Consider the following 25425-nt stretch of genomic DNA (forward strand, 5'->3'; position numbering starts at 1 on the left):
CCGGCCCGCGCGGCGCGCGCCCTCGCAATCGGGAACCCGGCCCCTATCTCCTGCGCTCGACCGCGAGCCGCACGAAAGGGACCCAATGGCCGACGCCGACGAACGCACGATCAAGCTGCAGGTCGCCAATGCCCGGCCCGAGGACAGCGGCCGCGGGATCGCGCACCTGCCGCGGTCGGTGATGGCGGCGCTGGGGCTGGGCGACGGTGACGTGGTGGAGATCGTCGGCAAGAAGACCACGCCGGCGCGCGCGGTCGGCCCCTATGCCGAGGACGAGGGGCTGGAGTTGCTGCGCATCGACGGGTTGCAGCGCGCCAACGCCGGGGTCGGATCGGGCGATTTCGTCGAGGTGCGGCGCGTCGAGAGCAAGGCCGCGACGCGCGTCGTCTTCGCGCCGGCGCAGCAGAACCTGCGGTTGCAGGGATCGACCAACGCGCTGAAGCGCACCTTTTTCGGACGGCCGCTGTGCGCGGGCGACGTCGTCGCGACCGCCGGGCACCAGCGCGTGCAGAACATGCCGCCGGGCATGGAGCGGTTCGTCAACGCGCCCGCCTATGCGCTGCAGGAAATCCGCCTGACCGTAGTGTCGGCCAGCCCGAAGGGCGTCGTCCATATCGACGAGCATACCGACGTCGAGCTGCGCCCCGAATATGAGGAGCCGGACGCCGCGCGGCGCGCCGACGTCACCTATGACGATATCGGCGGGATGGCGACGACGATCGACCAGCTGCGCGAAATGGTCGAGCTGCCGCTGCGCTACCCCGAATTGTTCGAGCGGCTGGGCGTCGAGCCGCCCAAGGGCGTGTTGCTGCACGGCCCGCCCGGCACCGGCAAGACGCGGCTGGCGCGCGCGGTGGCGAACGAATCGGATGCGCAATTCTTCCTCATCAACGGGCCGGAGATCATGGGATCGGCCTATGGCGAGAGCGAGCAGCGGCTGCGGCAGGTGTTCGAGGAAGCGACCAAGGCCGCGCCGTCGATCGTGTTCATCGACGAGATCGATTCGATCGCGCCCAAGCGCGGGCAGGTGTCGGGCGAGGCCGAGAAGCGGCTGGTCGCGCAGCTGCTGACGCTGATGGACGGGCTGGAGGCGCGCGCCAATCTGGTGGTGATCGCGGCGACCAACCGGCCGGAGGCGATCGACGAGGCGCTGCGCCGGCCGGGGCGGTTCGACCGCGAGATCGTCGTCGGCGTCCCCGACGAGCGCGGGCGGCGCGAGATCCTGGGCATCCACACTCGCGGGATGCCGCTGGGCGAGCGGGTCGACCTGGACGAGCTGGCGCGCACGACCTTCGGCTTCGTCGGCGCGGACCTGTCGGCGCTGACGCGCGAGGCGGCGATCGAGACGGTGCGGCGGATGATGCCGCGGCTGAACCTGGAGGACCGCACGATCCCGACCGAAGTGCTGGAGACGCTGGCGGTCACGCGCGAGGATTTCATGGAGGCGTTGAAGCGCGTCCAGCCGAGCGCGATGCGCGAGGTGATGGTGCAGGCGCCGACGACGCAGTGGAGCGACGTCGGCGGGCTGGACGATGCGCAGATGCGGCTGAAGGAAGGCGTCGAGCTGCCGCTGAAGGACCCCGATGCGTTCCGCCGGCTGGGCATCCGCCCGGCCAAGGGCTTCCTGCTGTACGGGCCGCCTGGAACGGGCAAGACGCTGCTCGCCAAGGCGGTGGCGCGCGAGGCGCAGGCCAATTTCATCGCCACCAAGTCGAGCGACCTCTTGTCCAAATGGTATGGCGAGAGCGAGCAGCAGATCAGCCGTCTGTTCGCGCGCGCGCGGCAGGTGGCGCCGACGGTGATCTTCATCGACGAGCTCGATTCGCTGGTCCCCGCGCGCGGTGGCGGGCTGGGCGAGCCGCAGGTGACCGAGCGAGTGGTCAACACCATCCTGGCGGAGATGGACGGGCTGGAGGAACTCCAGTCGGTGGTGGTGATCGGCGCGACCAACCGGCCCAATCTGGTCGATCCCGCGCTGCTGCGCCCGGGGCGGTTCGACGAGCTGATCTATGTCGGCGTGCCGAGCGCGGAGGGGCGGCGGCGCATCCTGGCGATCCAGACGCAGAAGATGCCGCTCGCCGACGATGTCGACCTGGACGCGATCGCGGCGCGGGCGGAGCGGTTCACCGGCGCGGACCTGGAGGATGTGGTGCGGCGCGCCGGGTTGATCGCGCTGCGCGAATCGCTCCAGACGCGGGAAGTGCGGCACGAGCATTTCGAACGCGCGCTGGCCGAAAGCCGCGCCAGCGTGACGCCCGAGGTGGAGCGCGAATACGAACAGATGGCCGCGCGGCTGAAGCAGGAAGCGAATGCGATCCAGCCGATCGGCTTCATCGCGCCGGGCCAGCTGTCGCCGCGCGGGCCGAAGGGGAGCGACTGACCGGCTGACCTGATCCGTCGCCCCGGCCCGGGCTGTGGCTTTTCGCGGTTGATCGTGCGCGCATCGCGGAAGATCCCAGCCTGCGCTGGGATGACGTCCAGGTCGGCGCTACACCACCGGGTCGTCATAGGCGGCGACGGTGGGGGCGGCGTCGCGCAGCGCGGCCCAGCACCAGACGAACAGCACCAGGCACGCCAGCCCGGCGGTCAGATACGGCAGCGGGTGCCACAATTCGTAGAGGCCTACGCCGATCGACGGGCCGAGCACGAAGCTGGCGCCGTTGATGCTGGTGACCTTGCCCGCGACCGACCCCTGCGCCTCCGGCCCGACCGCCAGGCTGGACCCGGCGGTGAAGCCGGGCCGCGTGAAGCCGAACCCCAAGCTCGCGAGCGCATAGGCGGTGGCGATGCCGTACAGCGACGGCGCGAGGCCCGTCAGCGCGGTGCCCGCCGCCGCCAGCACCAGCCCGACCAGCACCAGCGCGCGCGGTTTCAGGTTGAGCAGCGGGATCAGCCCCCATTGCGCGAGCAGCGCCGCGCCCGCCCCCATCATCAGCACGATCCCGGTCGATTCCAGCGCCATGCGCGGCGGCAGCCCCAGCCGGTCGATGACGAGGAAACCGATCGCCTGCCCGGTCATCGCCTGTGCATGGCCCATCACCAGCCCGGCCGCCATCCAGGTGCGGATGCGCGGATCGAGATAGCCGACACGCGTCCCCGGCGGGGCGATCGCAGCCTGCACGCTGGCGCCGGACGACTGCCCGCCGATCGAGGGATAGGCGTTTACCGCGCCATGCGCCTCCGCGGTCAGCCCGCGATCGTCTGGCAGCATCCGCCGCACCGTCACGAAGATGACGAGGCCGAAGGCGGCAAAGACGAAGGCGGGTCCGGCCAGCCCGACCTCCACCGTACCGACATGCCCCAGCAGCAGGTAGGGCGCGACCGCCGGCCCGAGGATGGTCCCCAGCCCGAAGGCGGAGGCCAGCAGGGTCAGCGCGCGCGTCCGCTCCTCCCGCGTGGTGTTGCCGGCGACCAGCGCCTGTACCGCGGGCGGCGCGGCGGACCCGAAGGTGCCGTAGATCAGCCGCCCGGCGATGAAGAGCAGGAACGCGGTGGTCCCGCCGATCCAGCCGTTGATCCCCGCCGCCAGGAACAGGCCGCACAGCAGCAGGCTGATGCAGAAGCCACCCAGCCCCAGCAGGATCATCAGCCGCCGCCCGTGCCGGTCCGACCGGTTCGCCCAGAAGGGCGCGGCGAGCACCCACAAGAGCGCCGACACCGAAAAGGCCGCCGCCACCGCCGAATCCTTGACCCCCAGGGATCGCCCCAGCGCGGGCAGCACCGATTGCAGCGCGGTATTGCCCGCCGCGATCGTCAGCATGACGAGGAACATCAGCCCGAAGGTGGATTCGACACCGCGCCGCACCGGCCTTCCCCTCTCCATCTGTACCGTTCGTCGTGTCCTTATCCCGATTAGGCGCTTGGGGGCCGCGCGCAACCCCGCTATGGCAACCGGGTCGCTTGCAGCGCGTTCGTCATGAAGGTGTCGTGGAAACGTCACCGATCAGGGTTCAGGAGTCCGATCTTTCGACATGGCTAGTTCGACCAACGCCATCCGGCGCAGCCGCCGCAACGCCGCCGGCGTGCCCAGTCCGTGGCAGATGTTCTTTTCGGGGTTTCTGAAGCACCCCGTGATGGTCGGATCGATCATCCCGTCGTCCGACCGGCTGATCGCCAAGATGCTCGGCCCGGTGGACTGGGCGAACACCAAGCTGTTCGTCGAATACGGCCCGGGCGTCGGCACCTTCTGCCGCCCGATCCTGGAGAAGATGGCGCCCGACGCGATGCTGATCGCGATCGACACCAACCCGGATTTCATCCGCTACCTCGACCATACGATCACCGATCCGCGCTTCGTCGCGGTCCACGGGTCGGCGGCGGACGTCGAGCGGATCGTCGCCGAACACGGGCATGAGGCAGCCGACTACGTTCTGTCGGGCCTGCCCTTCTCCACGCTGCCGGACGGCGTCGGGCCGCAGATCGCCGCGGCGACGCAGCGCGTGCTGCGCCCCGGCGGCGCGTTCCTGGTCTATCAGTTCAGCCCGAGGGTGCGCGACTTCATCGCGCCGCATTTCGAGCGGATCGACCATGACATGGAATGGTGGAACGTGCCGCCGGCGCAGCTGTACTGGGGCTGGAAGGACTAGGTCGGACCGACATCCGGCGGTCCGAATTCGACCGGCCGTCATCCCGGCGCAGGCCGGGATCTCCAGGAGAGAGCAGGAGGCAGGAGCCGCGTGAGGCCCCAGCCTTCGCTGGGGCGACGGCTACGGTCAGGCGGCCTTCACTGAACCGCCTCCGGCCATGCCGCTCCTCAATCGTGACGCGCCAGTCCCTTCGCCAGCATCGCGGCGATCGTGTCGGCGATCGCGGCGGGGTCTTCCTCGGCCGACCAGATGCCGTAGCGCAGCCCCAGGAACACGTTCATCCCCATGATCGCCCAGGCGTGTACCTCGCCGACATCGGCGATCACCTCGCCACGGTCGGCGGCGCGGCGCAGGCGGGCGGCGATGCGGTCGGCGGTGGTGGCATAGTGGCGGCGGAAGCTGTCGGGGTCGACGAATTCGGATTCGTCGATGATCCGGTAGATTTCCTTGTGTGCGCGCGCGAATTCCAGAAAGCCGAGCAGACCGGCGCGTTCCGCCGCGATCTGGTCCGGCGCGGCGCCGATCGCGGGGGCGACATGATCGCGCACGCGGTTCGACATGTCCGCCACCAGCGCGCGGAACACCGCATCCTTGCTGTCGAACCAAGTGTAGAAGCTGCCCAGCGCCACCCCGGCGCGGCGGGTGATCCCGCTGATTGAGGCGTCGTGGAAGCCGCGTTCGCCGAATTCGGCCGCCGCCGCATCGAGGATCGCGCGCTGCGTGCGTCGCCCGCGTTCGGTGCGCGGCACCTTGTCGCCACTGTCCGCGTCCGTCGCGGCCCGCCGATCGCTCATCCCACCCCTCCCGATCCGGCGCCCACATGATCGCATCATGAAAGTTGAAAGCCGGTTCAAGTTTCAGTATAGCGCGATCGACGTGCCGGCAACCCGCCAGAGGGATCGGCCAACAAAGGGGAGGAAGGCGATGCGCCGCACCACGACGACCGTTCGATCGATCCTGCTGCTGGGCAGCGCGCTGGCCGCAATACCCGCCGCCGCGCAGACCACATCCTCCGTCGCGCCTCCCTCCACCGAAACCGCGCCGACCCCCGAAACCGCCACCGCCGCCAGCGAGGAGACGGGCGAGAACATCGTCGTCACCGCGCGCCGCCGCGAGGAAAGCGTGATCGACGTGCCGATCGCGATGTCGGTCGTCTCGGGCGACCTGCTGGAGAAGCAGGGCGCGGTCGATATCACCGCCTTGCAGGACAAGACGCCGAACCTGACGCTGCAGATCGCGCGCGGCTCCAACTCCACGCTGATCGCGTTCAGCCGCGGCGTCGGCCAGCAGGACCCGCTGTGGGGGTTCGAACCGGGTGTCGGCCTGTACATCGACGACGTCTATGTCGCGCGGCCGCAGGGCGCGGTACTCGATATCTTCGACGTGGAGCGGGTGGAGGTGCTGCGCGGGCCGCAGGGCACGTTGTACGGCCGCAACACGATCGGCGGCGCAATCAAATACGTCACCAAGCGGCTGGGGCACGACGTGTCGGGCATGGTGCGCGGGTCGTACGGTTCGTACAACCAGTTCGACCTGGTCGGGCAGATCGCGCTGCCGATCACCGACACGCTGTCGATCGGCGCGGCGGTGGCGCGGTACAAGCGTGACGGGTTCGGCACCAACCTGACCACCGGCGCGGACCAGTATGACAAGGACGTGATCGCGGCGCGCGTGTCCGCCGAATGGTCGCCGACCGACGCGATCTTCGTGCGGCTGGCGGGCGACCGCACGCTCGACAAGTCGAACCCGCGCCACGGCACCCGGCTGGTCGGCAACGGCGGCGACCCGCGCTACGCCCCCACCGCCAGCGTGTACGATACGCGCGCCGGGATCGGCGACAACAACCGCGTGCTGGCGCAGGGGCTGTCGCTGACCGGCGAGTTCGGCCTGTCCGACACGCTGACCTTCAAGACGATCAGCGCGTATCGCGACGGCCAGACCGACACGGTGATCGATTTCGACAATACCGCGCTGCCGACGCTGGACGTGCCCGCCTATTACGAGGACTGGCAGTTCACGCAGGAATTGCAGCTGCTGTACCAGGGCAGCCGCGTGCAGGGGGTGTTCGGCCTCTATTACCTCGACGCGCGCGCATCCGGCGCGTTCGACACGGTGCTGGGGCTGCTCAACACCACCACGCTGACGTCGGGGTCGGTCAAGACCAAGAGCTATGCCGCGTTCGGCGACTTCAGCGTCGACGTGACCGACCAGCTGAAGGTGTCGGCGGGACTGCGCTACACCAAGGACGACAAGACCGGCACCGTCTTCCGTCGCAACTACACCGGCATCCGCTCGCCGCGGTTCGGCAATGCCGCGGCGGTGCCGGGCCTGATCCGCACCGATTACACCAACAGCCGCAGCTTCGATCAGGTCACGCCGCGCATCTCGATCAGCTATGAGCCGCGCCGCGACCTCAACCTCTATGCCTCATGGGGCAAGGGGTTCAAATCGGGCGGGTTCGACATGCGCGGCGACGCGGTGTTCACCCCCACCACGGTCAACGGCTACGATCCGGAGAAGATCAGCAGCTACGAACTGGGGTTGAAGGGCGCGTTCCTGGACCGCACCCTGTTCCTGAACCTGGCGGGCTATTATTCGCGCTACACCGACCAGCAGGTGACGATTCAGGTCCCCAACGTCGCCGGCGGCATCGCCAGCTTCGTCGACAATGCGGGCAAGGCCGACATCTACGGCGTCGAGATCGAGGCGCGCGCGGTACCGTCGCGCTGGTTCTCGGCACAGGCGTCGTTCGGGTACACCCATGCCAAGTATCTGGAATTCCTGACCTTCATCAACGGCGGGACGACGCCGGTGGACGTCGCCAACCAGCGCGTGTTCCAGAACACGCCGCGCTTCACCGCCGCGGCATCGTTCACCGCGTCGACCGGATTTGCGGGCGGCACCATCTCGATCACGCCCGAAGTGACGCTGCGCAGCGACTATACCTTGTTCGAGATCCCGACCCCGGCGCTAGACCAGGACGGCTATGCGCTGGTCAACGCATCGGCCAACTGGATTTCGGGCGACGGGCATTACCGCGTGGCGATGAACCTCAGGAACCTCGCCGACCAGCGGTACCGGGTGGGCGGGTACAACTTCCCCGGCGCGGTGTTCGGCAATTCGATCATCGGATATTACGGCCCGCCGCGCACTGCCACCGCGACGTTCGAGGTGCGGTTCTGATCGTGACCTGCCCCACCGACTTCGTCACCCCGGCGCAGGCCGGGGTCTCCCTCCGTATCGCACGGCGCCCGACCGGCGGGAGATCCCAGCTTTCGCTGGGATGACGTTCGTGGGGCAGACGAACCAATCCGCCGCGCCCACCCGTCCGGGCGTCACGCTGGCGATGCTGTTGCTGGTCTACAGCTTCAACTTCCTCGACCGGCAGATCCTGTCGATCCTGGCGCAGCCGGTGAAGGCCGACCTGGACCTCACCGATGCGCAGCTGGGGATGCTGGGCGGGCTGGCGTTCGCGATCCTGTATTCCACGCTGGCGATCCCGCTGGCGCTGCTCGCCGATCGCACCAGCCGTACCTGGGTCATCACCATCAGCCTGGCGGTGTGGAGCGGGTTCACCGCGCTGTGCGGCGCGGCCGGCAGCTTCACACAGATGTTCCTGTTCCGGCTGGGCGTGGGCGTGGGCGAGGCGGGCGGGGTGGCACCATCCTATGCGCTGATCGCCGACACGTTCCGCCCCGAATGGCGCGCGCGGGCGCTGGCGATCTATTCGCTGGGCATCCCGCTGGGCGCCGCCGCGGGCGTGCTGCTGGGCGGCTATATCGCCGCGGCGGTGGAGTGGCGCACCGCCTTCTTCGCGGTCGGCATCGCCGGGCTGGCGATCGCGCCGGCGTTCCGCTGGCTGGTGCGCGATCCGCCGCGCGCCGCCGCGACGACGGACCGCGAGCCGATCGGGCGGGTGTTCGCGATCCTGGCGGTGAAACCCGCCTTCTGGCTGCTGGCGTTCGGCGCGGCGGCCGGGTCGATGTGCGGCTATGGCGTCGCCTTCTGGCTGCCCAGCCTGGTGATGCGCAGCTTCGGGCTGACGTTGGTGGGGACCGGGCAGTTCATCGGTGCGCTACTGCTGAGCGGCGGGGTGGCGGGCATCCTGCTGGGCGGCACGCTGGGCGACCGGCTGGGCGCGCGCGACCGGCGCTGGTACGCGCTGCTGCCAGCGCTCTGCTATGTCGCGGGGACGCCGCTGTTCATCGCGGGCGTCCTGTCGGGCAGCGCGACCGCCGCCTTCGCGCTGTTCGTGGTGCCGCAGGCGCTGGTCTATGTGTGGCTCGGCCCGGTGCTGACCGCGGTGCAGCACCTGGTGCCCGCGCACATGCGCGCGACCGCATCGGCCAGCTTCCTGCTGATCAACAACCTGATCGGGCTGGGGCTGGGCAGCTGGGTGATCGGGCGATTGTCCGACACGCTGGTGCCGACGTACGGCGCGCAATCGCTGCGCTATGCGATCGCGGCGGGGCTGTGCCTGTACCTGGTCGCCGGCGCGCTGATGGCGCTGGCGAGCCGGCGGCTGGCGCGCGACTGGGTGGCGTAGCGGGGGCGCTGGAAGGACGCCCTGACACCTGCCCTTCGAGACGCCGTTTCGACAGGCTCAACGGCTCCTCAGGGCGAACGGCAGGCGGTCCCGTCAGCGTTCGCGGGTCGCGGCGAAGCGGACCTTGGGATAGCGATCCTGGATGTAGCCGACTTCCCACGCGCTCTTGGCCAGGAACACGGGGTTGCCGTCGCGGTCCTTCGCCATCGCGGCGCGGTTGACGTCGGTGAAATCCTTGAGGTCGGCGGGGTTCTCCGCCGACACCCAGCGCGCGGTGTCGAACGGCGCGGGTTCCAGCGCGGCCGCGACCTTGTATTCGGCGTCGAGGCGCGAGAGCAGCACGTCGAGCTGGAGCTGCCCGACGACGCCGATCACCCAGTTGGAGCCGATTTCGGGGTAGAAGACCTGCGTCACCCCTTCCTCCGCCATGTCGTCCAGCGCCTTGCGCAGCTGCTTGGTCTTGGTGGGATCCTTGAGCGCGACGCGGCGCAGGATCTCCGGCGCGAAATTGGGCAGGCCGGTGAAGCGGATGTCGGCGCGTTCCGACAGCGTGTCGCCCACCCGCAACGTGCCGTGGTTGGGGATGCCGATGATGTCGCCGGGAAACGCCTCGTCAGCGACCTCGCGGTTCTGCGCGAAGAACAGGATCGGCGAATGGACCGCGATCGGCTTGCCATGACCGGTCGGGGTCAGCTTCATGCCGCGCCGGAACGTGCCCGAACACAGCCGCATGAACGCGATCCGGTCGCGGTGCTGCGGGTCCATGTTGGCCTGCACCTTGAAGACGAAGCCGGTCACTTCCTTCTCGTCCGGGGATACCGGCGCCGGCTCGGCCGGCTGCGGGCGCGGCGGGGGCGCATAGTCGGCCAGCGCGGCGATCAGGTCCGCCGGGCCGAAATCCTTGAGCGCGGAACCGAAATAGACCGGCGTCAGATCGCCGTGACGATAGGCTGCCGCGTCGAAGGCGGCATAGCCGGCCTCGGCCAGTTCGATCTCCTCGGCGACGTCGTCGGGCAGCGCGGGATCGGCCTCCACCTTCCCCTGGAAGGTGCGGCTGTCGCCCTCCGGTCGGGTGATCTGGCGCGTCGCAAGGTTCAGGATGCCCTGGAACGTGCCGCCCATGCCGACCGGCCAGGTCATCGGGCAGACGTCGAGCGCGAGCATGTCGGCGATCTCGTCCAGCAGTTCGAACACCGGGCGGCCTTCGCGATCGACCTTGTTGACGAAGGTGATGATCGGGACCGAACGCAGCCGGCACACCTCGAACAGCTTGCGCGTCTGCGGCTCGATGCCCTTGGCCGCGTCGATCACCATGATCGCCGAATCGACCGCGGTCAGCGTGCGGTACGTGTCCTCGCTGAAATCCTCGTGCCCCGGCGTGTCGAGCAGGTTGAAGGTGATGCCGGCATGTTCGAACGTCATCACGCTGGACGTCACCGAAATGCCGCGCTGCTGTTCGATCTTCATCCAGTCCGACCGCGCGCGGCGGTTTGCCCCGCGCGCCTTTACCTCGCCCGCCAGATGGATCGCGCCGCCGAAATACAGCAGCTTTTCGGTCAGTGTCGTCTTGCCCGCGTCGGGGTGGGAAATGATCGCGAAGGTGCGGCGGGGGGAGGTCATGGACGGGTCCGGGAAACAGGGGCGGCGGGCGCCGCGGGAAACGAAAAGGGGCAGCGCCCGCGGGCGCGCGCGGCGTCGATAGCAGGGGTTGCGCGGCGTGCACAGGGGAGCGCGCGGGCGCAGGATCATCGTCACGGTTGATCCGGGGCTTGCCGAACCGCTACGGCGGGGCGGCCCGGCCGCCAGCGTGCGGCCCGGCGCAACAACGGATTGGCGCATGAGCGATATCGACGAGCTGAAGACCCACCTGCTGACCGCGATCGAGGCGTCGGCCGCGCTCGACGCGCTGGAGGCGGTGCGCGTGGAGGCGCTGGGCAAGCAGGGGCGCGTGACCCAGCTGCTCAAGACGATGGGCGCGATGTCGCCCGAGGAGCGGCAAGCCAACGGCCCCGCGATCCACGGCCTGCGCGAGGCGGTGACGAACGCGATCGCGGCGCGCAAGGCGGTGCTGGAGCAGATTGCGCTCGACGCGCAGCTGGCGGGCGAGGCGCTGGACATGACGCTGCCGGTCGACGTGCCCGCGGCGGGGACGGTCCATCCGGTCGCGCAGGTGATGGACGAACTGGCGGAGATCTTCGCCGACCTGGGCTTTGCGGTGGCGACCGGGCCGGAGATCGAGGACGACTGGCACAATTTCGGCGCGCTCAACATTCCCGAGACGCATCCGGCGCGCGCGATGCAGGATACGTTCTATATCGCCAAGCCCGAGGGGGCGGCCGACGATGCCGCGCCGATGGTGCTGCGCACGCATACCTCGCCGGTGCAGATCCGCACGATGGTGGAGGTGGCCAGGCGCCACGCCGGTGCCGGTTCGGCGGGCGGCGCGCCGATCCGCATCATCGCGCCGGGGCGCGTGTACCGGTCCGACTGGGACGCCACGCACACCCCGATGTTCCACCAGGTCGAAGGGCTGGTGATCGACAAGGGGATCACGCTGGCGCACCTGAAATGGACGCTGGAGACGTTCCTGCGCGCGTTCTTCGAGCGCGACGACGTCGTGCTGCGGCTGCGCCCCAGCTATTTCCCGTTCACCGAACCGTCCGCTGAAGTCGACGTCGGCTTCTCGGTGGAGAAGGGCAAGCGCGTGATCGGCGGCGACGAAGGCTGGATGGAGGTGCTGGGCAGCGGGATGGTGCATCCGCGCGTCATCGCCGCCTGCGGCCTGGACCCGGACGAATGGCAGGGGTTCGCCTTCGGCTGCGGGATCGACCGGCTGGCGATGCTGAAATACGGCATCGACGATTTGCGCCCGGTGTTCGAGGCGGACGTGCGCTGGCTGAAGCATTACGGCTTTGCCGCGCTGGACGTGCCGACGCTGTCGGGCGGCGTGGGAACCGCGGCGTAGCGACCACGTCATCCCGGCGAAGGCCGGGATCTCCCGCGGAAGGAGCGATCCGCCCGCCCCGAAAAGGCCCCCGCCTGCGCTGGGGCGACGGAAGAAGAAGAACATGAAATTCACGCTTTCCTGGCTCAAGGACCATCTCGACACCGATGCGTCGCTGGACGCGATCCTCGATGCGCTGACGCGCGTCGGGCTGGAGGTGGAGGGGGTCGAGAATCCGGCCGCGAAGCTGGACGGCTTCACCGTGGCGCGGGTGCTGACCGCCGAGCGCCACCCGCAGGCCGACAAATTGCAGGTGCTGTCGGTCGACGCAGGCGACGGCCCGTTGCAGGTGGTGTGCGGCGCGCCCAATGCGCGCGCAGGGCTGGTCGGCGTGTTCGGCAGGCCGGGCGCGGCGGTGCCCGCCAACGGCATGGTCCTGAAAGTCGCGGCGATCCGCGGGGTCGAATCGAACGGCATGATGTGTTCGACGCGCGAGCTGGAGCTGGGCGAGGATCACGACGGGATCATCGAGCTGCCCGACGACGCGCCGGTCGGCAGCGCCTTTGCCGCTTATGCGGGCCTCGACGATCCGGTGATCGACGTGGCGATCACCCCCAACCGGCAGGATTGCATGGGCGTGCGCGGGATCGCACGCGATCTGGCGGCGGCGGGTCTGGGGACGCTCAAGCCGCTGACCGTGCCCGAAGTGCCGGGGAGCGGCGCTGGGCCGGACGTGCGGATCGAGGATGCGGCGGGCTGCCCCGCCTTTTATGCGCAAGGCGTGTCGGGGCTGACCAACGGCGCGGCGCCGGAATGGATGGCCAAACGGCTGCGCGCGATCGGGCAGAAGCCGATCAGCGCACTGGTCGACATCACCAATTACCTGACCGCCGACCTGGGCCGGCCGCTGCACGTCTATGACAAGGCGAAGCTGTCGGGCGGGCTGGTCGCGCGGGCGGCGCGTGCGGGCGAGACGATCGAGGCGCTGAACGGCAAGACCTATACGCTGGCGGCGGGGATGACCGTGATCGCCGACGACGTGGCGGTGCACGATATCGGCGGGATCATGGGCGGCGCGCATTCGGGCGTGTCCGAGGCGACCACCGAGGTGGTGATCGAATGCGCGTTCTTCGACCCCGATACGATCGCGCGGACGGGCCAGACGCTGCAACTGACCAGCGATGCGCGCCAGCGGTTCGAACGCGGGGTGGACCCGGCGTTCCTGGACGACGGGCTGGCGATCGCGACGTTCCTGGTGCTGGAATATTGCGGTGGCACCGCCACCGGCGTGACGCGCGCGGGCGCGGCGCCGCTGGGCACGCGCAGCTATGCCTATGATCCGGCCCGCGCAGCGACGCTGGGCGGGCTGGCGATCGCGCCGGAGCGCCAGCGCGCGATCCTCGAATCGCTGGGCTTCACGGTCGGCGACGACTGGCAGGTGACGCCGCCGACGTGGCGCCGCGACATCGACGGCCCGGCCGACCTGGTCGAGGAAGTGATCCGCATCGAGGGGCTGGACAAGGTGCCGTCGGTGCCGCTGCCGCGCGACGCCGGCGTCGCGCGCCCGACCGCGACCCCCGAACAGAAGCTGGAACGCCGCATCCGCCGCGCCGCCGCCGCGCGCGGGCTGGACGAGGCGGTGACGTGGAGCTTCGTCCCCGAAAAGCACGCCGCGCTGTTCGGCGGCGGCGCGTGGCGCGTCGCCAATCCGATCAGCGAGGAGCTGAAGGTGATGCGCCCGTCGCTGCTGATCGGCGTGCTGGCCGCGGCCGAGCGCAACCTGCGGCAGGGCGCGGAGGGCGTGCGACTGTTCGAGCTGGGCCGCCGCTATCTGGATGAGGGCGGCGCTCCGCGCGAGCGGGTGACGCTGGGCCTCGTTCTGGCGGGCGATCGCCGCCCGCGCGGCTGGCGCGAGGGCAAGGCGGCACCGTTCGACGCCTATGACGCGAAGGCCGAGGCGCTGGCGCTGCTGGCGGCGGCGGGCGCGCCGGTCGACAACCTTCAGGTGATGGGCGAGGCAGGCGCGGCGTTCCACCCCGGCCGGTCGGGCACGCTGCGGCTGGGGCCGAAGACGGTGCTGGCGGCGTTCGGCGCGGTCCATCCCGCGGTGCTCAAGGCGTTCGACCTGTCCGGGCCGGTCGCGGCGGTGGAACTGTACCTCGACGCGATTCCCGCGAAGCGCGGCGCGGGCGGGTTCATGCGCCCGGCCTATACGCCGCCGGCGTTGCAGCCGGTGCGGCGCGACTTCGCGTTCCTGGTCCCCGCCGACGTCAATGCCGAGGCGCTGACCCGCGCGGTGAAGGGCGCCGACAAGGCCGCGATCGTGCGCGCGCGCGTCTTCGACGTGTTCACCGGCGCGGGCGTGCCGGAGGGCCACGCCTCGGTCGCGATCGAGACAGTGCTGCAACCGGGCGAGAAGAGCTTCACCGACGCCGATCTGAAGGCGATCGCCGACCGGGTGATCGCCGCGGCGGCCAAGCTGGGGGCGCAGCTGCGTGGCTGAGCGGGGGGCTGAGCGGGACTGGATCCGCATCGGCAACGGGATGCTGGCGGCGGCGATCAACCCGCATGGCGCGGAACTGTCGTCGCTGACCGACGCCGACGGGCGCGAGTTGATGACCGACGCCGATCCGCGCTTCTGGACCGGGCGCGCGCCGATCCTGTTCCCGGTCGTCGGGCGGCCGAGCGGCGAGACGATCCGCGTCGACGGGCGCGAATATCCGATGAAGCAGCACGGCTTCGCGCGCCACCGCGACTTCGCGGTGGTGGAGGCCGGGCCGACGCGCGCGGTGTTCGCGCTGGAGGACGATGACGCGACGCGCGCGGTCTATCCGTTCGCGTTCCGGCTGGAGGTGGCGTTCGAGGTGACGGGCGCGACGCTCGCTGTGGCGGTGACGGTCGCCAATCCGGCGACGGACGCGACGCTCTACGCCAGTTTCGGTTTCCACCCCGCCTTCGCCTGGCCGCTGCCCTATGGCCGGGCGCGTGGCGACCATCGCATCACCTTCGCCGCGGACGAGCCGGGGGCGCTGAAGGCGATCGCGGCGGACGGGACGATCGCGGCGCAGGAAACCCCCTCGCCGCTCGACGGCCGGGTGCTGCATCTGGCGGACGATCTGTTCGCACACGATGCTTTGGTGTGGGACCCGGTCGCGTCGGACGCGGTCCGCTATGGCGCGGCGGACGGGCCGCAGCTCGACATCGCGTTCCCCGACACGCCGATGCTGGGCATCTGGACCAAGCCGGGCGCGGCCTATGTCTGCGTCGAGCCGTGGCACGGGATCGCCGATCCGGAAGGCTATGCGGGCGAGTTCCGCGACAAGCCCGGCGTGTTCGCGGTCGCGCCGGGCGCGGCGAAGCGGATCGCGATGACGGCGACGCTGGCGGCGTGAGGCGGCGGGCATGTAGCCGTCGCTCCTGCGCAGGCAGGAGCCTTTGGCGAGTGGAAGCGCTCTAACCGCGGGAGATCCCGGCCTTCGCCGGGATGAGGTTTGGGGCCAATGACGTTCGATGTTCCGACGCGAAAAGGCCCGCGACTCGCATGACGAGTCGCGGGCCTTTTCAGCGGCACCTCGTGCGCGCGTCAGCCGTCGTAGTCGGCGCCGACGTTCTGATTGCGCGGCGGGGCGACGGCGGTGAGGCGCAGCGCCTCGGCCGAGGCGGCCAGGCTGCCGATTTCGTCGGCCTCTTCCTCATCGTCGATCTGGACGCGCTGCAGACTCTGCACCACGGCTTCCTGAAGGTCGCGCGGCCTGACCGTCTCCTCGGCGATCTCGCGCAGCGCGACCACCGGGTTCTTGTCACGATCGCGGTCGATCGTCAGTTCCGCACCGCCCGACACCTGCCGCGCGCGCTGCGCGGCTAGCAGGACCAGATCGAAACGGTTCGGGATCTTGTCGACGCAATCCTCGACGGTGACGCGCGCCATCCGCGTATCCTCTTGAAGGTAAGCTAAGGGAAGGGTCGGGCATCTAGAGACTCACCCGCCATCCGTCAAGGAAAGCCCGCGCTTGCGGTGCGCGCGCGCAACCGCCATGCCGCGGCGCGATGGAGGATGCCACCGCCCAGCCGACCTTCGCGGTCGACGGCAACCGGCTGACGTTGCTCGATACCGGGCCGCGGCGGCTGGACGCGCTGCTGGCGCTGATCGATGGCGCGCGGCGGTCGCTGCGTATCCTCTATTACATCTACGCCGACGACGAATCGGGGCGGCGCGTCAATGCCGCGCTGGCGCGCGCGGCGCAGCGCGGGGTGACGGTGGCGCTGATCGTCGACGGATTCGGCAGCGCCGCGGACGAGGCTTTCTTCGCCCCGGTGGAGGCGGCCGGGGTCAGCGTGTGCCGGTTCGCGCCGCGGTTCGGGCGGCGCTACCTGCTGCGCAACCACCAGAAACTGGCGCTGGCCGATGCCGAGGAGTTGGGCGCGGCGCGGATCATCATCGGCGGGTTCAACATCGAGGACGATTATTTCGGCACGCCCGCCGAGCGCGCGTGGCGCGACCTGGGGCTGCTGGTCGAAGGCGCGGCGGCGGGGCGGATCGCGGGCTATTTCGACGCGCTGGAACAGGGCATCCGCCACGGCGGGCGCGTCCGCCGGCTCAACAAGGCACTGGCGCAGTGGAGCGAGGCGCGCGGCGCGTTGCGCTGGACGATCGGCGGGCCGACGCGGCGGCTGTCGCCATGGGCGCGCGCGATCCGCGAGGACATGGCGCGCGCGGCGCGGATCGACATCATCGCGGGTTATTTCACGCCCTCCCCCACGATGCTGCGCCGGCTGGACCGCGCGGGCAAGCGCGCGGCGCGGGTGCGGGTGGTGACGGCGGCGCTGTCCGACAACAACGTCACGATCGCGGCGGCGCGCTTCACCTATGCCGGGCTGCTCAGGCGCGGTGTGCGGGTGTTTGAATATGCGCCGACCAAGCTGCACACCAAGCTGTACGTCGTCGACGATGCAGTGTGGGTGGGCAGCGCCAATTTCGACATGCGCAGCCTGTTCATCAACCTGGAACTGATGCTGCGGATCGAGGATCGCGCCTTCGCCGACCATGTCCGCCGCTATGTCGACGCGGAAATCACGCGATCGAACGAGGTGACGCCCGAGGCGTACAAGGCGGCGACCGGCTGGTGGCAGCGCGCCAAGCAGTTCGTCGCCTATCTGCTGACCGCGGTCGCCGACCCGGCGATCTCGCGCGGGCTGAACTGGGGGATCGACGCGGACGAGTGAGACGCGCGCGTCAGCGCGGACGCGTCCACAGCAGCGGATCGCGCGGGGTATCGGGAATGACGTGACGGCGGCTGGCCTGCGCCGCGGCGCGCGCGATCCAGGCGAGCTTGGCGGCCTTGCCCGTGGTCACGCGTCGGTCCCAGGCGTGCGCGCCGCGGCGTGCGACGGTGCGCGCGATATCGCCGTAGATGCCCGCCGCCGCCAGCACCGCCCAGGCCGATCGCCACGACAGCGCGCGCGTGCCGACCCGCGCGCTCGCTTCGTGCAGCGCGGCGCGGTCCGCCAGCCGCCGCGCGATCATCACCAGCGCATCGCGGTGCGCCGGCGCCATCACCGCATCGGCGGGGATCCCCGCCTGCGCCAGCCACGCCTGCGGCAGATAGCAGCGGCCGGCGCGTGCATCCTCATCCACGTCGCGCGCGATATTGGCCAGCTGGAACGCCAGCCCCAGGTCGCACGCGCGGTCCAGCGTCGCCTCGTCCTCCGGGGGCACGCCCATGACGATCGCCATGATGCACCCGACCGCGCCGGCGACATGATAGCAATAACGGTACAGGTCGTCCTCGCCGACCGGGCGCCAGTCGTCGGCGTCGAGCTGGAACCCGTCGATCAGGTGGTGGACGTAACGCGGCGGCATCCGCGTTTCGGCGGCGACGACGCCGAGCGCGTCGAACGCCGGATCGCCGGTCGGCTGCCCGGCGAGCGCCGCGACGCTGAGCGCGCGGACCCGCGTGACGCGGCGCTGCGCGTCGGTGACCGCGACCCGTTCGCCGCCATGGTCCTGCCCGTCGACCAGATCGTCGCACGCGCGGCACCAGGCGTAGAGCAGCCACGCGCGCTCGCGCACGGCGGGGGCGAACAGGGTGGAGGCGGCGGCGAAGCTTTTCGAGCCGCGCGCGATCGACACGCGCGCCGCCTCCACCAGCGCCGCGCGCTCGGGCATCACAGGTCGGACGCCGCCATGCGCACGATCGGCTGGGTCGGGACATGCGCCGCCATCCGGCCGAGCAGCGCATCCAGCGTATCGGCGACGATCAGCAGCTCGCGATGCTGCGCGCGCAGGAAGCCGACGTCGCCCATCTTGTGCCAGAAGGCGACGATATCGTCATAATAGCCGCGCGCGTTGAGCAGCCCGACCGGATCGGCGTGATAGCCCAGCTGCGCCCAGCTGAGCGCCTCCCACAATTCGTCCATCGTGCCGGTGCCGCCCGGCAGCGTGACGAACCCATCGGCCAGGTCGGTGAACGCCTGCTTGCGCTGGTGCATGCCCGTGACGACGTGGAGTTCGGTAAGGCCGCGGTGCGCGACCTCCGCATCGACCAGCGCCTGCGGGATGACGCCGATCACCTCGCCCCCCGCGGCGAGCGCCGAATCGGCGATCGCGCCCATCAGCCCCAGCCGCCCGCCGCCATACACGACGCCGATCCCGCGCCGCGCCAGCGTGTCGCCGACCTGCCGCGCCAGATCGAGGTAGAAGGGGTCGGCGGGCGTGGCCGAGCCGCAATAGATGGCAAGACGCTTCATGCCGCCGCGCTACTGCCAACGCGGGGAAAGGGGAAGGGGCTGACCTATCCCCGCGCCAGCTGGGGGCCTATCTCCGTTCCAGCATCAGCGCCGCGGTCGCCTTCGCACTGCCGACCACGCCGGGGATGCCGGCGCCGGGGTGCGTGCCCGCGCCGGTGAAGAACAGGTTGTGGATCGAATCGTCGCGGTTGTGGACGCGGAAATAGGCGCTCTGCGTCAGGATCGGTTCCAGCGAGAAGGCGCTGCCGAGATGCGCGTTGAGATCCTGCGCGAAATCGGTCGGCGCGTAGCTGAACTTCGTGACGATGCGGTCGTGGATGTCGGGGATCAGCCGCCGCCCGACCTCGTCCAGGATGCGCTTTTCCAGGATCGGGCGCACCGTTTCCCAGTCGCCGGCGTACTTGCCCATGTGCGGGACGGGGGCGAGCGCGTAGAAGGTCGAATGCCCCTCCGGCGCCAGCGACGGGTCGGTGACGGTCGGGTGGTGGAGGTAGAGCGAGAAATCCTCGCTCAGCATCCCGTGTTCGTAGATGTCGTCGAGCAGCCCCTTATAGCGCGGGCCGAACAGGATCATGTGGTGCGGGATGCCCGGCCACGTCCCCTTGATGCCGAAGTGGACGACGAACAGCGACGGGGAGAAGCGCTTGCGTTCCAGCCGGGCGGCGGTGCGCCGCGCCGCGCCCGACCCGGGCAGCAGATCGCGATAGACGTGCATGATGTCGGCATTGGCGGCCAGCATGTCGACCTCCGCGCGGAAGCCGCCCTGCGTCTCCACCGCGGTGACGCGGTCGCCCAGCGTCTCGATCCGCGCGACCGGATCGGCAAGGCGCAGCGTGCCGCCCAGCCGTTCGAACAGCGCGACCATCCCGGCGACCAGTCGGTTGGTACCGCCGCGCGCGAACCACACGCCGCCGTCGCGCTCCAGCTTGTGGATCAGCGCGTAGATCGCGCTGGTGGTCATCGGATTGCCGCCGACCAGCAGGGTGTGGAACGACAGCGCCTGGCGCAGCCGTTCGTCCTGCACGAACGTCGACACCATCGCATAGACCGATCGCCACGCCTGATATTTCATCAGCGCGGGCGCCGCCTTGATCATCGAGGCGAAGTCGAGGAAAGCGACGTGCCCGAGCTTCTCATAGCCCTCGCGATAGACGCCCGCGGAATATTCGAGGAATCTGGCATAGCCGGCATTGTCGGCCGGGTTGAGCTTCGCGATCTCGGCATGGAGCAGCGTGTCGTCGTTGGTATAGTCGAACGTCGACCCGTCGGGCCAGTGCAGCCGGTAGAAGGGCTGGACCGGTTCCAGCACGACGTCGTCGGCCATGCGGTTGCCCGACAGCGCCCACAATTCCTCCAGGCACGCCGGATCGGTGATGACCGTCGGGCCGCCGTCGAACACGAAGCCGTCGCGTTCCCAATAATAGGCGCGCCCACCGGGCTTGTCGCGCGATTCGAGGATCGTCGTCTCGACCCCGGCCGATTGCAGCCGGATCGCCAGCGCCAGCCCGCCGAAGCCGGCGCCCACCACCACCGCGCGGGTCATGCCGCGGCCCCCGCGAGCGCGGTAATCGCGCGCCCGATCGGCACCGGCGGGCGCCCGCTGAGCACACGCAGCTTGTCGAACGCAGTCGATCGCGCGGCGTAGAAGCGCGCCACCAGCGACGGCGACAGGCGGTAGAAGCGTTCCAGCACGCGATAGCGCTGATCGGGATCGGCGGCCTTGAAGAGCATGAGGTCGAGCATCCGGTAGAAGCGCCGCGCGGCCCAGGCGCGCGCCGCGTGATCGTGGGTGACATCGTGCAGCGCCGCGCCCGACAGGTCACGTTGCGCGGCGATCAGCGTGGCGAGCCGCGCGGCATCGGGCAGCGAATAGCCGGTGGTCGGGTGGAACAGCCCCGCACGCGCGCCCGCCTTGGCCACCTTTGCACCCCCCGATCGCCAGTATCGCGCGAAATCCCCCCCCATGACGACCGGCAGCACGCCTTGTTCCCGATGCAGCGGTTCGCCCACCTGCCAGCCGCGCGCCGCAGCATAATCGCCGATGCGCCGCGTCAGCAGCGCGCGGTCGAGCGCGGGCGTGTCGCTGTAATAGGTATCCTCCACCAGCAGCCGGTCATCGCTGAACGGCAACAGATAAACGAAGCGATAGCCGTCGTCCTGCACGACAGTGGCGTCCATCACCAGCGGGCGTTCGATGCCGTGACCGCCCGCGACGGGCAGTTCGTGGCCGACGAATTTCTGCCACCCGCAGTCGAGGAGCGAGAGATCGGCGGGGCCGCGCGCGTCGATCACCGCGCCGGCGTTGAGCCGGTCGCCCTCCGCCAAGATCACCGCGGTCGCACTGCATGCCACGACCTGCCGCCCGGTCATGATCGCGCGGCGCGGCAACGCGGCGCGGACATGCGCATCGAGCCGGTCGGACCGCACCGAATAATAGGATTGCGCCAGCGTGCGCGCATGGGAGGGGAACCGCACGTCATAGGACGGCCAGGCATGGTCGACGATCGGCGCCAGTAGCGCGCGTTCCGCCTCCCCCACGTCGGCGCCGAAGAACGACCAGACGTGGCGCCCGCCGATCGTGTCGTCGCCCTCGATCAGGCGGACGTCGCATTGCGGGTGGCGCGCCGCCACCGCCAGCGCGATCAGCGCCCCCGACAGGCCGCCGCCGACGATCGCCAGGTCGCATTTGTTGATCGTCGCCATCCCCGCCAGCGCTACCCGATTGCGCAGATGGCGGAAACCTCAATGATGCCCATGCTCGTGATCGTGATCGTGATCGTGCCCGGCGGCGTGCAGCGCCTCCAGCACCTCGTCGGTGCGCGCCGGATCGCCGATCGCCAGCACGTGACCGGCGCTGTCGGCGGTCAGCGGATCGCCGTTCCAGTCGCACATCCGCCCGCCCGCGCCCTCCACGATCGGCGCCAGCGCGGCAAAATCGTACAGTTTCAGCCCCGATTCGCAGACGATGTCCAGAAAGCCGCTGGCGAGCAGGCCGTAGTTATAGCAGTCGCCGCCATAGACCGGACCCTGCCGCGGCGCGCCGCCGCTGGCCGCAGCGACCAGCGCCAGATAATGCGGCACGTCGCCGTCGTCGAACAGATGCGGGCTGGTGGTGGCGACGATCGCCCCCTCCAGCGCGGGGCAGGGGCGCGTCGCGGCGGGCGCGCCGTTGAACAGGGTGGGCCGCCCCGCCACCCCCAGCCAGCGTTCGCGCTGCACCGGCTGGTCGATGACGCCCAGCACCGGCCAGCCATCCTCCACCAGCGCGATCAGCGTGCCGAAGATCGCGCGCCCGGCGGTGAAGCTGCGCGTGCCGTCGATCGGATCGAGCACCCACTGGCGCCCGGTCACGCCGTCCTTCACGCCATGTTCCTCCCCCACGATGCCGTCGCCGGAGCGTTCGGCGTCGAGGATGCGACGCATCGCCTCCTCCGCCTCGCGGTCGGCGCGGGTCACGGGGGAGCGATCGGCCTTCATCTCCAGCCCGGCGGGGCGGCGGAAATAGGGGCGGATGACCGCCCCCGCCGCATCGGCGAGGCGGTGGGCGAGGTCGATGTCGGAGGGGCGCACGGGCATGACCGGCGGCCTATCGCGCCCCGCCGCCGCGCGCTAGGGTGTCGGCAACGTCAAGGAGTATTCCCCGATGCGCTTCCTGCCTGCCGCCGCGATGACCGCCGCCTTTGCCGCCTCGTTCTCGCTCGGTGCCGCGCCGGCCGCCGCCGCGCTTGCCCCCGGGGCGGTCGCGCCCGATTTCAGCACCCGCGGCGCGATCGCCGGCAAGGTGGTGGCGATCAACCTGAAGCAGCAGCTGCGCCGCGGGCCGGTGGTGCTGTACTTCTTCCCGGCGGCGTTCACCTCCGGCTGCAACGCGGAGGCGCGCGCCTTCGCCGAGAAGGTCGATGCGTTCAAGGCGGCGGGCGCGACCGTCATCGGCATGTCGGCGGACGATGTCGCCGACCTCCAGAAATTCTCGTCCAGCGAATGCGCGGGCAAGTTCGCGGTGGCCAGCGCCGGGCCGCGCGTCATCGCGGGCTATGACGTCGCGCTGGGGCGGCAGGTGAAGGGGCGCGATGCGACCACCCGCACCAGCTATGTCATCGGGCGCGACGGGCGCATCGCGTTCGTCCATTCCGACATGAACCCGGCGGAGCATGTCGCGCTGACGCTGGCGGCGGTGCAGAAGCTGCGCGGACGGTAAATTCGGCGCACATACGATCTATTAGCACCTGTCCCCTATGTTCCGGCCGTTCGATCATTGCAGCGCCGAAACGGCGCCCGGGAGACGGTGGTGGCAGGAAAGACGGATCACGCGGCGCAGGCATCGACCGGGGATCGGCTGTTCGCGAAGATCGGCGCGTTCCTGACCGCCAACCGGCTGAGCCCCGATCCGGCGCATTACAGCTTCGCCCATGCCGTGCTGGCCAATGCCGACGGCTTGCTGGCGCGGCGCGTGGCGGAGATCACCGACGGCGGCGTGCGGCTGACCGCGCAGGACATCGTGCGGCTGGGCGGGCAGGCGAAGACCGGCGCGCCCATCGCCGCCGCGGCCGGCGCGGACAATGACGACGACGACCGGATGGTCGCCGATCCCGCCACGCACCAGGCGATGATCGAACGCGTGCTGATGCAAATCGCCGGGTTCGACGACACGATCACGATCGCGCATGCCGAGGCGAACAATTTCGGCCGCGACCTGGCCCGCAGCGCCGCGCAGATGCGCGACGTCGGCCCCGCCGCCAGCGCCGAGGAGATCGGGCGGCTGACCAACGACATGATCGCGCGCGTCCACCAGGCCGAAGAGCGGCTGGACGCCGCCCGCCGCGAAACCGAAGAGCTGCGCGCCGCGCTGGACGAGGCACGCGGATCGGCGCGGACCGACCCGTTGACGGAGCTTCCCAACCGGCGCGCGTTCGACGAAGCCTTCGCCGGGCTGGATCGCGACCGGCCGATCGCGGTCGCGATCTGCGACATCGACCATTTCAAGCGGATCAACGACAATTTCGGCCATGCGGTGGGTGACCGCGTGATCCGCGCGGTGGCGCATACGCTGGCCAGCGAATGCGGCTGCCTGGTCGCGCGCTATGGCGGCGAGGAATTCGCGCTGCTGTTCGACCGAATCGGGCTGGACGAGGCCGCCGAGCGGATCGAAAGCGCGCGCCAGGCGATCACCGGGCGCCGGCTGCGCGTGCGCGAGACGGGCGAGCTGGTCGGCACGGTGTCCTTCTCCGCCGGGGTTGCCGAAGGCTGTCCGGGCGAGGGGCGCGCCGCGCTGATGCTGCGTGCCGACGCCGCGCTGTATCGCGCCAAGGACCAGGGCCGCGCCCGCACGATCACCGCACCACATGTTGGCGAAACGTGCGAACGGCAGGTGGCGTAATCCGCCGGCCCGCGGCGGCAGAAATAGCCAATTCCTTGTAACGCGTGGATTCTCCATTTCTGGCACGATCGATGCTGAAGCGGTGGCATGGCCGGATCAGCCGGTCGACCACTATCGGAGACTTGCCATGTACCGTTCCGCCGACCTGCGCCGTATCGCCGCTTCGCTGTTCGCCGCCATCGCCGTCGCCACGCTGCTGGTCGGCGCCGCCGTCCCGCTCGCACCGATCGCCTGACCGCCCGGAGCCGTCTCGCCATGCGCCGCCACCCCGATCCGTATCGCACCGTGATGCTGTTCGCCGCCGCTTTCTCCACCACCGGGCTGCTGCTCTACGTCGATGCGGCGAGCGCGTTCGGCATCTGACCGGCACGCCGGCCGCGTCCGTGCGTTGTGCCGCCATGGAGCTTGACCGGTTCGTCGCCGCCCAGTCGCACGATTACGCCATCGCGCTGGCCGAACTGCGCGCGGGGGCGAAGCGGCATCACTGGATGTGGTACGTCTTCCCGCAGATCGCGGGACTGGGGCGCAGCACGACCGCGCGCCATTACGCCATCGCCGACCTGGCAGAGGCGCGCGCCTATCTGGCGCATCCGCTGCTGGGGTCGCGCTATATCGAGTGCGTCGCCGCGGTCGCCGGGCACCCCGACCGATCGGCCGAGGCGATGCTGGGCGCGGTCGACGCGATGAAGCTGCGGTCGTCGCTGACGCTGTTCGACGCCGCGGGCGCGCCGCCGATCGTGGCGGCGACGCTCCGCCACTTGTTCGGCGCGCCCGACGCGGCGACGCTGGCGTTGATCGCCGCAAACTAGCTGGCGGCGGGCGCCGGGCTGCCGGCCACAGGCGCGACGGCGGCGATGCCGTCATTGCCGATCGCGACCAGCCAGTGCGAATCATTGTCGCACGTCGCCACCCAGGCGGGCTTCCCCGCCACCGCGGGCACGGCCGTCGACCGTTCCACGCCCTGGCATTCGCGCCCGGCGTCGCGAATCGCGCGGAACAGGACGGCGTTGCGCTCCCCTTCGTTCATCGCGGCGATTCGCGCGATCGTGTCGCCGGCATTCGCCGGCTCGGCGGTATTGGTCGGCGCGGACCCGCTGCCCCCGCAGGCGGCCAGCGGCGCGGCGGCCAGCATCACAAGCGCAAAACGACGCATTCGCTCTCCTTCCCGGTCGTGTCGGGCTGCCGAGGGCGGCAGCCCGTGACGGCACGCGAAACACCTGATGAC

Annotated in this window: 21 protein-coding genes; 11 read left to right on the top strand and 10 right to left on the bottom strand. The window is 70.1% G+C overall.

All coding sequences use genetic code 11. The features are described 5' to 3' along the window. Positions 1–85 precede the first annotated feature (85 nt). Complete coding sequence (locus tag COA17_RS08920; protein WP_066489427.1) at positions 86–2380, top strand: CDC48 family AAA ATPase; 2295 nt, start codon at positions 86–88, stop codon at positions 2378–2380. Positions 2381–2488: 108 nt separating this feature from the next. On the opposite strand, the gene COA17_RS08925 is transcribed toward COA17_RS08920, so the two are convergent. After that, positions 2489–3772: an MFS transporter gene (locus COA17_RS08925; RefSeq protein WP_231738863.1), complete on the bottom strand. Its 1284-nt coding sequence runs from the start codon at positions 3770–3772 to the stop codon at positions 2489–2491. 199 nt (positions 3773–3971) lie between these two features. Between COA17_RS08925 and COA17_RS08930 the strand changes: the two genes are divergently transcribed. Beyond that, on the top strand, positions 3972–4586 hold the full coding sequence (locus COA17_RS08930; protein WP_066489430.1) for a class I SAM-dependent methyltransferase: 615 nt from the start codon (positions 3972–3974) through the stop codon (positions 4584–4586). A gap of 167 nt (positions 4587–4753) precedes the next feature. On the opposite strand, the gene COA17_RS08935 is transcribed toward COA17_RS08930, so the two are convergent. Then, positions 4754–5380, bottom strand: coding sequence for a TetR/AcrR family transcriptional regulator (locus COA17_RS08935; protein ID WP_096611814.1), 627 nt, complete (start codon positions 5378–5380; stop codon positions 4754–4756). A 130-nt stretch (positions 5381–5510) separates the two neighbouring features. Here COA17_RS08935 and COA17_RS08940 point away from each other — a divergent pair, with 130 nt between their 5' ends. Further along, positions 5511–7769, top strand: coding sequence for a TonB-dependent receptor (locus COA17_RS08940; RefSeq protein WP_096611816.1), 2259 nt, complete (start codon positions 5511–5513; stop codon positions 7767–7769). A 163-nt stretch (positions 7770–7932) separates the two neighbouring features. Continuing rightward, the gene (locus COA17_RS08945; RefSeq protein WP_176484862.1) at positions 7933–9132 is read left to right on the top strand and encodes a spinster family MFS transporter; all 1200 of its coding nucleotides are present in this window, start codon (positions 7933–7935) and stop codon (positions 9130–9132) included. 93 nt (positions 9133–9225) lie between these two features. Here COA17_RS08945 and COA17_RS08950 read toward each other — a convergent pair whose 3' ends face one another. Then, on the bottom strand, positions 9226–10752 hold the full coding sequence (locus tag COA17_RS08950) for a peptide chain release factor 3 (RefSeq protein ID WP_070321626.1): 1527 nt from the start codon (positions 10750–10752) through the stop codon (positions 9226–9228). A 217-nt stretch (positions 10753–10969) separates the two neighbouring features. On the opposite strand from COA17_RS08950, the gene pheS reads away from it, so the two are divergent. From pheS to COA17_RS08965, 3 genes are all read left to right on the top strand, one after another. Further along, positions 10970–12097 (top strand): phenylalanine--tRNA ligase subunit alpha, encoded by a 1128-nt coding sequence (pheS, locus tag COA17_RS08955; RefSeq protein ID WP_066488627.1) that lies wholly within the window; start codon positions 10970–10972, stop codon positions 12095–12097. A gap of 103 nt (positions 12098–12200) precedes the next feature. Then, positions 12201–14579: a phenylalanine--tRNA ligase subunit beta gene (gene pheT, locus COA17_RS08960; protein ID WP_096611820.1), complete on the top strand. Its 2379-nt coding sequence runs from the start codon at positions 12201–12203 to the stop codon at positions 14577–14579. Further along, positions 14572–15468 (top strand): aldose 1-epimerase family protein, encoded by an 897-nt coding sequence (locus COA17_RS08965; RefSeq protein WP_082740808.1) that lies wholly within the window; start codon positions 14572–14574, stop codon positions 15466–15468. The genes pheT and COA17_RS08965 overlap by 8 nt, the downstream gene beginning before the upstream one ends. A 191-nt stretch (positions 15469–15659) precedes the next feature. Here COA17_RS08965 and rpoZ read toward each other — a convergent pair whose 3' ends face one another. Next, positions 15660–16004 (bottom strand): DNA-directed RNA polymerase subunit omega, encoded by a 345-nt coding sequence (rpoZ, locus tag COA17_RS08970; RefSeq protein ID WP_066488620.1) that lies wholly within the window; start codon positions 16002–16004, stop codon positions 15660–15662. A 119-nt stretch (positions 16005–16123) separates the two neighbouring features. Here rpoZ and COA17_RS08975 point away from each other — a divergent pair, with 119 nt between their 5' ends. After that, a complete protein-coding gene (locus tag COA17_RS08975) occupies positions 16124–17299 on the top strand; it encodes a phospholipase D-like domain-containing protein (protein ID WP_096611822.1) in 1176 nt (391 codons plus the stop codon). 10 nt (positions 17300–17309) lie between these two features. Here COA17_RS08975 and COA17_RS08980 read toward each other — a convergent pair whose 3' ends face one another. The 5 genes from COA17_RS08980 to COA17_RS09000 form a co-directional block, all read right to left on the bottom strand. Continuing rightward, positions 17310–18242: a phytoene/squalene synthase family protein gene (locus COA17_RS08980; protein WP_096611824.1), complete on the bottom strand. Its 933-nt coding sequence runs from the start codon at positions 18240–18242 to the stop codon at positions 17310–17312. Continuing rightward, positions 18242–18823, bottom strand: coding sequence for an LOG family protein (locus COA17_RS08985; protein ID WP_066486898.1), 582 nt, complete (start codon positions 18821–18823; stop codon positions 18242–18244). Before COA17_RS08985 ends, COA17_RS08980 begins: the two co-directional genes overlap by 1 nt. Positions 18824–18890: 67 nt before the next feature. Beyond that, on the bottom strand, positions 18891–20366 hold the full coding sequence (locus COA17_RS08990; protein WP_096611826.1) for a phytoene desaturase: 1476 nt from the start codon (positions 20364–20366) through the stop codon (positions 18891–18893). Beyond that, complete coding sequence (gene crtY, locus COA17_RS08995; RefSeq protein WP_096611828.1) at positions 20363–21526, bottom strand: lycopene beta-cyclase CrtY; 1164 nt, start codon at positions 21524–21526, stop codon at positions 20363–20365. Before crtY ends, COA17_RS08990 begins: the two co-directional genes overlap by 4 nt. 39 nt (positions 21527–21565) lie before the next feature. Beyond that, positions 21566–22399: an inositol monophosphatase family protein gene (locus COA17_RS09000; protein WP_066486904.1), complete on the bottom strand. Its 834-nt coding sequence runs from the start codon at positions 22397–22399 to the stop codon at positions 21566–21568. Positions 22400–22466: 67 nt separating this feature from the next. On the opposite strand from COA17_RS09000, the gene COA17_RS09005 reads away from it, so the two are divergent. From COA17_RS09005 to COA17_RS09015, 3 genes are all read left to right on the top strand, one after another. After that, positions 22467–23021, top strand: coding sequence for a peroxiredoxin (locus COA17_RS09005; RefSeq protein WP_096611830.1), 555 nt, complete (start codon positions 22467–22469; stop codon positions 23019–23021). 90 nt (positions 23022–23111) lie between these two features. Next, positions 23112–24200, top strand: a complete 1089-nt coding sequence (locus COA17_RS09010; RefSeq protein WP_231738654.1) for a GGDEF domain-containing protein — start codon at positions 23112–23114, stop codon at positions 24198–24200. Positions 24201–24598: 398 nt separating this feature from the next. Then, entirely contained in the window at positions 24599–25009 is a 411-nt protein-coding gene (locus COA17_RS09015; RefSeq protein WP_096611832.1) for a DUF1810 domain-containing protein, read from the top strand. On the opposite strand, the gene COA17_RS09020 is transcribed toward COA17_RS09015, so the two are convergent. Continuing rightward, complete coding sequence (locus tag COA17_RS09020) at positions 25006–25353, bottom strand: hypothetical protein (RefSeq protein ID WP_096611834.1); 348 nt, start codon at positions 25351–25353, stop codon at positions 25006–25008. The two genes, COA17_RS09015 and COA17_RS09020, sit on opposite strands and share 4 nt — an antisense overlap. Positions 25354–25425: the final 72 nt, after the last annotated feature.

The organism is Sphingomonas ginsenosidimutans (assembly GCF_002374835.1).
GTDB classification, from domain to species: Bacteria; Pseudomonadota; Alphaproteobacteria; order Sphingomonadales; family Sphingomonadaceae; genus Sphingomonas; species Sphingomonas ginsenosidimutans.